Raw genomic sequence first — 12,573 nt, 5'->3', positions numbered from 1 at the left:
CACTACAAAAACAACGATTGACGATGGAGAACGATCGTTCTACTGTACATCACATGAACGAAATCACTAGCAATGACACACGCGACATCATTCTGGATGTCACCGAAAAGTTGATCTACAAAAGTGGCATAGCCGCCACTGGCATGGATCTTCTGGTGAAAACCGCCGGCGTCTCCAGAAAAAGCATCTACCGCTACTTCGCCAACAAGGACGAACTGGTGGTGGCCGCCCTCCAACGCCGCGACCAGCGCTGGATGCACTGGTACAGAGGCGCAGTCGGCCAGGCACAAACCCCGGCCGAGCGACTGCTCAACCTGTTTAACGTGCTCAAATCGTGGTTCGCCTCCGAAGATTTCCGCGGCTGCGCCTTCATCAACACCAGCGGTGAAACCGGCGACCCGCAAGACCCGGTGCGCCTGGTCGCCAAAGAGCATAAACAAAAGCTGCTCGACTACGTGTGCGAGCTGTGTACCGAACAGGGTGCCGAGGATCCGCAGTTGCTGGCCAGACAGCTGCTGATCCTGATCGACGGTGCCATTACCGTGGCGCTTGTAATGGGTGATCACAGTGCCGCCGATAATGCGCAATGCATGGCACGAAAGTTGTTGGACCTGTAGCAACCTGATCAAGCTCGACAGTTGTTTGAACATTAACTTGATACGGAGAATTGAAATGTCTAATGCCGAAGTTCGTCCGCCATTACCCCCTTTCACCCGTGAATCGGCCATTGAAAAAGTTCGCCTGGCCGAAGACGGCTGGAACTCCCGGGACCCCGAGCGGGTGTCCTTGGCCTACACCCTGGACACCCAATGGCGCAACCGCGCCGAGTTCGCCCACAACCGCGAAGAAGCCAAGGGCTTCCTGACCCGCAAATGGGCCAAGGAGTTGGATTACCGGCTGATCAAGGAGCTCTGGGCATTTACCGATAATCGCATTGCCGTGCGTTATGCCTATGAATGGCACGACGATTCGGGCAACTGGTTCCGCTCCTACGGCAACGAAAACTGGGAGTTCAACGAGGACGGCCTGATGGCCCACCGCTTCGCCAGCATCAACGACATGCCGATCAAGGAAAGCGAGCGCAAGTACCACTGGCCGCTGGGGCGTAGGCCTGACGATCATCCAAGCCTGTCGGATCTGGGCCTGTAATTTGAATTCGCACTAATCCCTGTGGGAGCGAGCTTGCTCGCGATAGCGGTGTGACAGGCAACAGATTTGTTGAATGTTCAGCCGCCATCGCGAGCAAGCTCGCTCCCACATTGGTGTTGTGTTGTTCGGGTGGGTAATATGTCCCCCCTTCCCCGCAGCCCTTCTGCACCCGCCGATTAAGCCGATCCCATGCCTTTCGAACTCAGCGTTGACCTCTCTACCCTGGCCATCCTGGCCCTTGTCGCTTTTGTTGCCGGTTTCATCGACGCCATCGCCGGTGGCGGTGGGCTGTTGACCACTCCGGCCTTGCTGACTGCCGGCCTGCCGCCGCACCTGGTGCTGGGCACCAACAAGCTCAGTTCGACCTTCGGCTCGGCCATTGCCAGCTACACCTTCTACCGCCGCAAGCTGTTCCACCCCGCGCAATGGGTGCACGCCATCGTCGGCACCCTGGTCGGCGCTTTGACCGGTGCCGTGGTCGCGCATTACCTGCCGGCGGAATGGCTGAACAAAATGCTGCCGGTGATCGTCTTCGCTTGCGGTGTCTATCTCTTGTTTGGCGGCACGCCGAAAGCGCCGCTGGACAGCGAGGCACCGATCAAGAAAAAGTGGCAGTCGACCCAGGGCTTCAGCCTTGGCTTCTATGACGGCGTGGCCGGTCCCGGCACGGGCGCGTTCTGGACCGTGAGCAGCCTGCTGCTCTACCCCATCGACCTGGTGAAGGCCAGCGGTGTGGCGCGCAGCATGAACTTCGTCAGCAACGCGGCGGCACTGTCGATCTTCATCTTTTCCGGTCAGGTGGACTGGATCATCGGCCTGAGCATGGGCTCGTCGTTGATGGTCGGCGCCTTCTTCGGCGCCCGCACCGCCATCAGCGGCGGCGCGAAATTCATTCGTCCGGTGTTCATCACCGTGGTGCTGGGCCTGACCGTGCGCCTAGCCTGGCAGCACTGGTTCAGCGTGGCCTAAACGCCGCGCCACGTAGACGTCGATCAGGTAACGGGCAATCGAGCGTGACGCCGGCAACGGCGGCAGCTCGTGCACGTTGAACCACTGGGCGTCCTCGATCTCGTCTTCCTGACAGACGATCTCGCCACCGGCATATTCGGCGTGAAAGCCGAGCATCATCGAGTGCGGGAACGGCCAGCACTGGCTGCCCAGGTACTGGATGTTCCTGACCTCGATGCTCACCTCTTCACGAACCTCGCGAATCAGGCAGTCCTCGGCCGATTCGCCCGGCTCGGCAAACCCCGCCAACGTGCTGTAGACACCGCTGACAAAACGCGGTGAGCGTGCCAACAGCACTTCATCGCCTCGGGTCACCAGTACGATCATGCTCGGCGAAATCCGTGGGTAGCTGCGCAGATCGCACGGCTGGCAATACATCGCCCGTTCGCGCGGCACCTGGGTCATGGCCTGACCGCAGTTACCGCAAAAACGGTGCTCGCGGGCCCAGGTGCCGATCTGCGCGGCGTAACCGAGCACCTTGTAGAGCGTGTGGTCGCCTTCGAGCATGAACGCCCGCAGGCCTTTCCAGTTGCAACCCGGCACTTCGCTGTGACTGCGCAATTCCAGCAGATAGACCGGTTCGCCATCGAGATGACCGATGCCATGTTCGGCAATGATCGACAGGTCCTGGCGCTTGAGCCATTCGCGCGGGAACAGTGCGCCATTGTCATCGAACAAAAAGCCTTCAGGGCTGCGCGCGACGGCCCAGCCGCCGGGTTGATCGGTGTCCAGTACTGCGGTGGTCCAGCGAGGAATCATGGTTAATCAATCCAGAAATTCGGGTTTCTGTTTGCTCATATGGGCGGCCATGGCCACGCGCAGATCGGTGGATTGCAGCATGGCGGCGTTCCAGGTGGCGATGTATTCGAGGCCGTCATCGATGCGATGGTCACGCATGTAGCTGATCATCTCCTTGGTGCCGGTGACGGCGATCGGCGACTTGCTGGCGATTTCGCGGGCAATGCCCATGACGCCGTCAAGCAGGCTGGCGTTGTCGCTGTAGACGCGATTGACCAGGCCCATGCCCCGCGCTTCGTCGGCGCCAAACGTGCGACCAGTGTATGCCAGTTCGCGCAGCATGCCGTCACCGATGATCCGCGGCAAGCGTTGCAGCGTGCCGACGTCGGCGGCCATGCCGATGTCGATTTCCTTGATCGAAAACTGTGCGTCCTCGGCGGCGTAACGCATGTCGCACGCGGCAATCAGGTCGATGGCGCCCCCCAGGCAGTAACCCTGAATGGCCGCAAGCACCGGCTTGCGGCAGTTATCGACGGCATTGAACGACGCTTGCAGGGTGAGGATCTTGCGCCGCAACAGGCGCGCATTGCGCCCCACGTCCTTGCCCAGTTCATTGGCCACGCCAGCCAGCATCATCAGGTCGATACCCGAGGAGAAATGCTTGCCTGCCCCGCTGAGGACCACCACCCGCACTTCATCGGTGTCGTCGATCCACTGGAAGATCTCGACGATCTCGCTCCAGAACGCCGCGTTCATCGAGTTGATCTTCTCCGGACGGTTGATCTGCACATGGGCGATTTTATCGGCCAGTTCGACGTTGAACGCGCTGTACTGAGACATGCCAGTGATCCTTTTGCGGGCAAAAATGAGGCCCGAACTATAACAAGGCATCAAGCTGGGCAGTAAGGCAGCGGTTCGGCCAAATGCGGGACTCAAACCGACGCACCATATTGGTGCGCGCCTGATAAGTCACCTCGCACATTTATGTGACTGCCCAGTGACTTTTTGAGGCCAAAACGCAAAAAAACATGCACTTCGTCGGGGCGTTTGCACCTCGATCAGGCACGTCCGTACCGCTACAAACCGATTGTCGAACAATTTTGCCATCTGGCCTTTACCGCTCTAAGTTCTGGCCTAGACTCATTTTCTCGGGGCGAAACCGGTCGGTCACAAAGTGGAAAAAAAGTCGAAACTTTTTCCCATCCCGATCGGTCCTCTGACAAGAAGGTGCGTTGCGACTGGTGCAATCTTTGCAATAGCTCATTCACCCCTTTTGCTTCGACGCATTGGGCAGCGCTTGCTCACTGATGCGTAGCGCGATTGCGCCCGGCCACAGCAATTGGCCATGAAACACCGTTTGCCAGACCTAAGAATTAGATCAACAACACGGGAGATTCATATGATCAGTACGGCTTTGGAAATACAGGGAGAGCGTGCTCATCAGATCGGCGAATCGAGCGCCGTGACTGCCGCAAACACCCAACCCGTCAGCGTTCCCGGTACCAAGACGCTGACCCCGGCAGCCAACCAGAATCCGAACCGTAAGAAAGTCCTGTTCGTCACCTCGGAAATTGCCGACCTGGTGAAAACCGGTGGCCTGGGCGACGTCTCCGCGGCCCTGCCACGGGCCATGGCCCATCTGCACGATGTACGGGTGCTGATCCCCGGTTACCCGCAGGTGATGCACAGCGAGAACCCCATTCATATCATCGGTGAGCTTGGCGGTCATGCTGCGTTGCCACCGTGCAAGATCGGGCGCATGGACATGCCCGACGGTCTGGTCATTTACGTACTGATCTGCCCCGAACTCTACGAGCGCGAAGGTTCGCCCTACGGCGCCAACAACGGCCGCGACTGGCCGGACAACCACATCCGTTTCGCCCGCCTGGGCCTGGCGGCCGCCGACATTGCCGCCAACCTCGCGCAGATCCACTGGTGCCCGGACCTGGTGCACGCCCACGACTGGCCTGCTGGCCTGGCCCCCGCCTACATGCACTGGCGTGGGCAGCGCACGCCGACGCTGTTCACCATTCACAACCTGGCGTATCAAGGCGTGACCAGCCTGGGCTCGTGCCCCGAACTGGGCATCCCTCATCACGCGCTGCAACAGGAAGGCATGGAGTTCTACGGCAAGATGTCGTTCCTCAAGGCCGGCATGGCCTATTCGAGCCACATCACCACGGTCAGTGCGACCTACGCCCAGGAAATCACCACCCCGGATTTCGGCTGCGGTCTCGACGGTTTTCTCGCTGCCAAGACCCAGCAAGGCCTGCTCAGCGGCATTCCCAACGGCATCGATGAAAGTTGGGATGCGGCGACCGATCCGCACCTGTTCTGCCCGTTCAGCATCGGCGACTGGGATGGCAAGGCCGTGAACGCCGCCCATGTCCGCGAGCTGTTCGACCTGGAAGATTCCGAAGGTCCACTGTTTGCGGTGGTGTCGCGCCTGGTCTACCAGAAAGGCCTGGACCTGACCGAGGCGGTGTCCGAGTACATCGTCAAAAACGGCGGCCAGATCGCGATCATCGGCCGTGGCGAGCCGGAGGAAGAACAATCGATGCGCGAGCTGGCCCTGCGTTTCCCCGGGCAGATCGGCGTGCGCATCGGCTTCAACGAAACCGACGCCCGGCGCATGTTCGCCGGCAGCGACTTCCTGTTGATGCCTTCGCGTTACGAGCCCTGCGGCCTGAGCCAGATGTACGCCCAGCGCTTCGGCTCGTTGCCGGTGGCACGCAACACCGGCGGTCTGGCCGACACCATCGAAAACGGCGTGACCGGCTTCCTGTTCGATGAATCCACGGTGCAGAGCTACCAGGAAGCCCTGAGCCGCGCGTTCAAGGTGTTCGCCTTTCCCGACCTGCTGCACGCGATGCGCTGCCGGGCCATGGCGGCGCCGTTCAACTGGTGCAAGGCGGTCGAACCCTACGCCGAGCTCTACGAACAGCTTGTGGCTAAAGCATTGGGGAAATCGAACAAACAGTAAGAGGCTTTCAAGATGCCGTTACGGACCCTTGAGACCTGGCCCCACGGCGCAATCATGCTGGACCCAGAGCACACGCGATTCGCGTTGTGGGCGCCAGATGCGTTCTACGTCAGTGTCGAACTGGAAAATGGACAGTCCTTGCCGTTGCTGCCCCAGGCCGACGGCTGGTTCGTGAGCAACATCCGATGCGCGGCGGGCACGCGTTACCGCTACAGCATCGACGGCGAACTGGAAGTGCCCGACCCGGCCTCCCGCGCTCAGGCCGGCGATATCGACCGGCACAGCATGGTGGTCGATCCGCTGGCCTATGCCTGGCAACACAGTGCCTGGTTGGGACGGCCGTGGAACGAAGCGGTGATCTACGAACTGCATGTCGGTGCGCTCGGCGGCTTCAGCGCCGTCGAGCAGCATCTGGCGCGACTGGTCGAACTGGGTGTCACCGCAATCGAACTGATGCCCGTCGCGCAGTTTCCCGGCGAGCGCAATTGGGGTTATGACGGCGTCCTGCCCTTCGCGCCCCAAGCGTCATACGGCTCACCCGAGCAGCTCAAGCACTTGATCGACACCGCCCATGGCCACGGCCTGGCGGTGATCCTCGACGTGGTCTACAACCACTTCGGCCCGGACGGCAATTACCTGCATCGATATGCCAAGGGTTTCTTTCGCGAAGACAAACACACGCCATGGGGCGCGGCCATCGACTTGCGCCGTCGCGAAGTGCGGGACTTCTTCATCGAAAACGCCCTGATGTGGCTGCTGGAATACCGGTTCGACGGTTTGCGCCTGGACGCGGTGCACGCCATCGAAGACCCGGATTTCCTCCAGGAACTGGCGCGACGGGTGCGCCAGCAGACGGGACCGGAGCGGCATGTGTGGCTGATGGTGGAGAACGAACACAACCAGGCCAGCCTGCTCGAACAGGGTTATGACGCACAATGGAACGATGACGGCCACAACGCCCTGCATGTGTTGCTGACCGGCGAAACCGACGCCTATTACGCCGACTACGCGCAAAACCCCACCGAACAACTGGCGCGCTGCCTGGGCCAGGGTTTCGTGTTCCAGGGCCATGTCAACCGCCATGGTGTAGCGCGGGGTGAACCCAGCGGGCATCTGCCGCCCAGTGCATTCATCCTGTTTTTGCAGAACCATGACCAGATCGGCAACCGGGCCTTCGGCGAGCGCCTGCATCAACTCGCCCACCCGCAAGCGCTGCGGGCCGCCACGGTGTTGCTGCTGTTGTCGCCGATGATTCCGCTGCTATTCATGGGCGACGAGTTTTCAGTCGAACAACCCTTCCTGTTTTTCACCAGCCATCACGGTGAATTGGCCAAACAGGTTCGCGACGGCCGACGCAACGAGTTCGCGGCGTTCAGCGCCTTTGCCGACCCGATCCTGCGCGAACACATTCCGGACCCGAACGATCCGATGACGTTTTCAGCGTCCCGCCCGGTCCTGCCATCGACCGGTCATTGCGAGATGCACGACCTGTATTGCCGACTGTTGCAGATCCGTCACCGGCACATCATCCCGCGCCTGCAGGGCGCCCAGGCACTGGGCACCGATGTGCTGGGTGAAGCCGCGGTCAGTGCCTCCTGGCGCCTGGGCGATGGCAGCCAGCTGCGCATTGACCTGAACCTCGGCGGCAGGCCCGTAGTCCACACCTCACAGACCGGTGCCATGCCCTTGTTCGAATACCCGCCACAGAACCCCGACCTGCCGGCCCCAAACACCCTTGCCCCGTATTGCGCGCTCGTCAGCCTCGCCGCTGCAGCCCCCTTTGCTACCTCGTTTGGAGAGCGTCCATGAGTGATGCGCAACTGGAAATCCTGGCCAGCCGTGCCGGCCTCGCCGTCGACTGGATCGACGCCAACGGCCGCCCGCAAAAAGTCGCGCCGTCCGTGTTGCGCAACGTGCTGACCGGGCTTGGCCACCCGGCCGGCAGCGCCCAGGAAATCGACGCGAGCCTGCTGGAACTGCAAGCGGCGCAACAGACCCATCACTTGCCGCCATTGATCACCGTCGATGTGGGTGCGGGCCTGGACCTGGCGCGTTTTTTCGAGCCCGGGACCCCTTGCGAAATCCACCTCGAGGACGGTTCGCGGCTCAACCTGAAACTGGACGCCAAGGCGGTGCTGCCGGGGCTGGTACCGGTCGGCTATCAACAGGTCAGCATCGACGGACAAAGCTTCACCCTGGCCGTGGCCCCGGTCCGTTGCTACAGCGTGGCCGATGCCGTGGACAACCCGATCCCCCGTGCCTGGGGCCTGAGCGTGCAGTTGTACGGATTGCGCCGCCCCGGCGATGGCGGGTTTGGTGACACCCAGGCGCTGGAAGACCTCGCCCGGGTAGCCGGCGAGCGTGGCGCCGAGGCGCTGGCAATCAGCCCGCTGCATGCGATGTTTTCCAGTGACAGCCAACGCTACAGCCCGTATTCGCCGTCCAGCCGATTGTTTCTCAACAGCCTTTACTGCGCCCCCGGCACCATTCTCGGCGAACGCGCGCTGCGCACCGCCATTGATGCAACCGGGCTGGCCGTTGAACTCAAGGCGCTGGAAGAGCGTCCGCTGATTGACTGGCCGGCCGCCGCCGAAGCCAAGCATCGGTTGCTGCAGTCGCTGTATGAAGGTTTCGTCCAGGGTGAACACCCCTTGCACGAAGACTTCAGCAGTTTCCGTCACGCTGCCGGCGAAGCGCTGGAAAACCACTGCCGTTTCGAAGCCATCCAGGAGGCGCGCGCCGCCCGGGGTGAACACCTCGACTGGCGGCAGTGGCCCGAACCCTGGCGCAACCCGCGTAGCGCCGAACTGGCGGCATTCGCCGAGGAGAATGCCGGGCGCATCGGCTTCTTCGCCTTCTGTCAGTGGCTGATCACGCGCTGCCTGGAGCGCGCACAAACCGCCGCCCGCGCCAGCGGCATGAGTATCGGCCTGATCGCCGACCTGGCCGTCGGCGCCGATGGTGGCGGCAGCCAGGCCTGGAGCCGGCAGGACGAACTACTCGCCGCCCTCACCGTCGGTGCGCCACCGGATATTCTCAACCGCACCGGCCAGGGTTGGGGGATTTCCGCGTTCTCCCCTGAAGGCCTGGTGCGCAATGGTTTCCGCGCCTTCATCGAAATGTTGCGGGCCAATTTCGCCCACTCCGGTGGCTTGCGCATCGATCACGTCATGGGCCTGCAGCGTTTGTGGGTAATCCCCAATGGCTCGCCGCCGGCCGACGGCGCCTACCTGTATTACCCGGTGGACGATCTGCTGCGCCTGCTGACCCTGGAATCCCACCGTCACCAGGCCATCGTCCTCGGCGAAGACCTCGGCACCGTGCCGGACGGCCTGCGGGAAAAACTTATCGCCCGCTCGATGCTGGGCATGCGGGTGTTGCTGTTCGAGCAGGACAACACCCACTTCAAGCCGATCCTCGACTGGCCGGACAACGCCCTGGCGACCACCAGTACCCATGACCTGCCGACCCTCAACGGCTGGTGGCATGGCCGCGATATCGACTGGAACGCCCGGCTCGGCATGGTCGATGCCAGCGGTGAAATCGAATGGCGCCAGCACCGCGAGCGCGAGCGCGAAGGCCTGCGCCGGGCGTTGAGCCAGGACCCGCAGAACTTTCGCGAAGAGTCCCACGAAACCGACCAGGTGCTCGATGCCAGCGTGCGCTTCCTCGGTCATACCCGGGCACCCTTGGTGCTGCTGCCCCTGGAAGATGCCCTGGGTGTCGAACAGCAAGCCAACCTGCCCGGCACCATCGACACCCACCCCAACTGGTCGCGGCGCTTGCCGGGCTACAGCGAAGCCCTGCTCGATGGCGCGGATGCCGCGCGCCGCCTGGAGCTGCTCGCCTGCGCGCGACTCCAGGCGGCCGAGCGTGATCGATGACTGAAGTGCCGACCCGTCCACTGCGCGCCACCTTGCGCCTGCAATTTCACAAAGGCTTCACGCTCGAAGATGCGGTGCCGCTGGTGCCGTATTTCGCCCGCCTCGGCATCAGCCATGTCTACGCCTCCCCGCTGTTGCGTGCGCGCGCCGGGTCGATGCATGGCTATGACGTGGTGGACCCGACCAGGGTCAACCCGGAACTGGGCGGTGAGGCGGCGCTGCGCAGTCTGGTCAGTGCCTTGCACGGACACGACATGGGGTTGATCCTTGACGTCGTCTCCAACCACATGGCGGTTGGCGGCAGGGACAATCCCTGGTGGCTGGACTTGCTGGAGTGGGGACGCCTGAGCCCTTACGGCGAGTTTTTCGACATACAGTGGCACTCGCCCGACCCGTTGATGGAGGGCCAGTTGCTCCTGCCGTTTCTGGGCAGCGACTACGGCGTCGCGTTGCAGGACGGCACCCTGCCCCTGCGCTTCGATGCCTGGCACGGCAGCTTCCATGTCGAGCATTACGAACACCGCTTTCCGATTTGCCCGAGCGATTACGGCGAGCTGCTCAGGACCGATGCACCGCTCGATACGCAACAGGCCGAACAACTGAAAAACCTGGCCGATCGCTTCAGCACCCTGAGCTACCAGACCGACGCCCACAGCCTGGCCCTGCCGCTGAAAGCGGAACTACGCGATCTGGTCAGCGATCCGGTTCTTGTCCAAGCCATCGAGCAACACCTGAACAACTACGACTCACTGACCGGCGAAGGCTTCCAGCGCCTGCACAACCTGCTGGAGCGCCAGAGTTATCGCCTCGCCAGTTGGCGCACCGCCGCCGATGACATCAACTGGCGGCGCTTCTTCGATATCAATGAACTGGGCGGGCTGCGGGTCGAGCGTCCCGCCGTGTTCGAAGCCACCCACGCGAAGGTTTTCCAACTGGTGGCTGAAGGGCTGATCGACGGGTTGCGCATCGACCACATCGACGGCCTCGCCGACCCGCGGGGCTACTGCCGAAAACTGCGCCGACGGATCGACAGCCTTTCGGCGGGCCGCCACCTGCCCATCTATGTCGAAAAGATCCTCGGCGAAGGCGAAATCCTGCATCGCGACTGGTCGGTGGACGGCACCACCGGCTACGAATTCATGAACCAGGTGTCACTGCTGCAACACGACCCACGGGGTGCGCAGACACTGACCGAACTCTGGCACCGTCACAGCGAGCGGCCCGCCGACTTCGGCCAGGAAGCACAACTGGCGCGCCAGCAAATCCTCAGTGGTTCCCTCGCCGGAGATTTCGAAAGCGTCGCCCAGGCCTTGCTGCAAGTCGCCCGGGACAACCTCATGACCCGCGACCTGACCCTCGGCGCCATTCGTCGGGCCTTGCAGGCGCTGATCGTGCACTTCCCGGTGTACCGCACCTACATCGGCCCCGTTGGCCGCTCGGACCAGGACGAGGCGTTTTTCCGCCAGGCCATGGACGGTGCCCGCCAAACCCTCGGTGAAGCGGAATGGCCGGTGCTCGACTGCCTGGCCGGCTGGCTCGGCGGTGAACCCTGGCGTTCGCGCCCGGCCGGTCGCAAGCGCAAACGCCTGAAGCACGCCGGCGTACGTTTCCAGCAACTGACCTCGCCGGCAGCGGCGAAAGCGGTGGAAGACACCGCGCTCTATCGTTCGGCCGTCCTGCTCTCGCGCAATGACGTTGGCTTCAACACCGAACAGTTCAGTGCACCGCCCGCCGACTTTCATCAGGCCTGCATCGAGCGCCTCGACACCTTCCCGGACAATCTGCTGGCCAGCGCCACCCACGACCACAAGCGCGGGGAAGATTCACGGGCGCGGCTGGCGGTACTGAGCGAGCGCAGCGACTGGTACGCCGACCAGATCGGCCTGTGGCGCGCCCTCGCCCGGCCCTTGCGCAACGACGATCAAATGCCATCGACTGGGGATGAACTGATTCTGTACCAGGCGATCCTCGGCAGTTGGCCGCTGGAGTCGTCTATCGATCATCCGCCAGCCCTCGAGGACTACGCAGAGCGCCTCTGGCAGTGGCAACGCAAGGCCCTGCGCGAAGCCAAACTGCAAAGCAGTTGGAGCGCACCCAATGCCCCTTACGAGCAAGCGACAGAGGACTTCATCCAGCGTCTATTGCTCAGCCCCGAAGGTGAGCTGTTGCGTACCGCTCTGGCCAAGGCCGCCCGCTCGATTGCCGCCCCTGGCGCACTCAACGGTTTGGCGCAAACCTTGCTGCGCATGACCGTGCCCGGTGTGCCGGATTTGTATCAGGGCAACGATTTCTGGGACTTCAGCCTGGTCGACCCGGACAACCGTCGCCCTGTGGATTACGCCAGCCGCCGGCAGGCATTGCAGCAAACGCTGGACCTGCCGGACCTGTTGCAGAACTGGCGTGACGGGCGCATCAAGCAAGCCTTGATTGCGCGCACCCTGAGCCTGCGTGCCGAACATGCCGAGCTGTTTCGGCGTGGCACCTACCAGGCCCTGGAAGTGGTGGGTAGCGAAGCCCATCGAGTGCTGGGATTTGTCCGTGAACAAGAGGGGAAACGCGCCATCGTGATTGTGCCGATACGTTGTGCCGAACTGCTGGAAAACAGTGCTGAGCCACAGGTCCACGCGCCGCTGTGGGGCGATACCCGGGTCAAATTGCCGTTCACCGTCCCTGACGAACATCTGCAGGGACTTTTTTCCGGCATCACAGTCACAAAACACAGGGAGCTGTTGATCAGCGCCGCGCTGGGGGATTTCCCGGTCAATCTCATTTTTCAAACTGCCCACACTTGAGTTCAGTTCAGGAGCATTA

9 protein-coding genes are annotated in these 12,573 nt (G+C 62.3%); 7 read left to right on the top strand and 2 right to left on the bottom strand.

What is annotated here, in order from left to right:
* The first annotated feature begins 53 nt into the window (after positions 1-53).
* The 3 genes from AABM52_RS13945 to AABM52_RS13935 all read left to right on the top strand — a co-directional run bounded on the left by AABM52_RS13945 (position 54) and on the right by AABM52_RS13935 (position 2,118).
* On the top strand, positions 54-617 hold the full coding sequence (locus tag AABM52_RS13945) for a TetR/AcrR family transcriptional regulator (protein WP_347912347.1): 564 nt from the start codon (positions 54-56) through the stop codon (positions 615-617).
* 55 nt (positions 618-672) lie between these two features.
* The gene (locus AABM52_RS13940; protein WP_347912346.1) at positions 673-1,149 is read left to right on the top strand and encodes a nuclear transport factor 2 family protein; all 477 of its coding nucleotides are present in this window, start codon (positions 673-675) and stop codon (positions 1,147-1,149) included.
* Positions 1,150-1,338: 189 nt separating this feature from the next.
* On the top strand, positions 1,339-2,118 hold the full coding sequence (locus AABM52_RS13935) for a TSUP family transporter (protein WP_347912345.1): 780 nt from the start codon (positions 1,339-1,341) through the stop codon (positions 2,116-2,118).
* Here the strand turns inward: AABM52_RS13935 and nudC are convergent.
* Both nudC and AABM52_RS13925 read right to left on the bottom strand, forming a co-directional pair.
* Complete coding sequence (gene nudC / locus AABM52_RS13930; RefSeq protein ID WP_347912344.1) at positions 2,086-2,916, bottom strand: NAD(+) diphosphatase; 831 nt, start codon at positions 2,914-2,916, stop codon at positions 2,086-2,088. The two genes, AABM52_RS13935 and nudC, sit on opposite strands and share 33 nt — an antisense overlap.
* A 6-nt stretch (positions 2,917-2,922) precedes the next feature.
* Positions 2,923-3,735 carry a crotonase/enoyl-CoA hydratase family protein gene (locus AABM52_RS13925; protein WP_347912343.1) on the bottom strand — a complete coding sequence of 271 codons (813 nt, stop codon included), beginning with the start codon at positions 3,733-3,735 and terminating at the stop codon, positions 2,923-2,925.
* Positions 3,736-4,294: 559 nt separating this feature from the next.
* Between AABM52_RS13925 and glgA the strand changes: the two genes are divergently transcribed.
* Genes glgA through AABM52_RS13905 form a run of 4 tightly spaced genes read left to right on the top strand, consistent with a single transcriptional unit; the run spans position 4,295 to position 12,554 of the window.
* Entirely contained in the window at positions 4,295-5,878 is a 1,584-nt protein-coding gene (gene glgA / locus AABM52_RS13920; RefSeq protein WP_347912342.1) for a glycogen synthase GlgA, read from the top strand.
* A gap of 12 nt (positions 5,879-5,890) precedes the next feature.
* Positions 5,891-7,687 carry a malto-oligosyltrehalose trehalohydrolase gene (gene treZ, locus AABM52_RS13915; protein ID WP_347912341.1) on the top strand — a complete coding sequence of 599 codons (1,797 nt, stop codon included), beginning with the start codon at positions 5,891-5,893 and terminating at the stop codon, positions 7,685-7,687.
* Positions 7,684-9,762 (top strand): 4-alpha-glucanotransferase, encoded by a 2,079-nt coding sequence (malQ, locus tag AABM52_RS13910; RefSeq protein ID WP_347912340.1) that lies wholly within the window; start codon positions 7,684-7,686, stop codon positions 9,760-9,762. Before treZ ends, malQ begins: the two co-directional genes overlap by 4 nt.
* Positions 9,759-12,554 (top strand): malto-oligosyltrehalose synthase, encoded by a 2,796-nt coding sequence (locus AABM52_RS13905; RefSeq protein WP_347912338.1) that lies wholly within the window; start codon positions 9,759-9,761, stop codon positions 12,552-12,554. Before malQ ends, AABM52_RS13905 begins: the two co-directional genes overlap by 4 nt.
* The last annotated feature ends 19 nt before the right edge of the window (positions 12,555-12,573 follow it).

Origin of the sequence: Pseudomonas grandcourensis, from assembly GCF_039909015.1 — a bacterium.
GTDB lineage: Bacteria > Pseudomonadota > Gammaproteobacteria > Pseudomonadales > Pseudomonadaceae > Aquipseudomonas > Aquipseudomonas grandcourensis.
The sequence above is the reverse complement of the archived record's forward strand: the minus strand, read 5'-3'. Positions and strand labels throughout refer to the sequence as shown.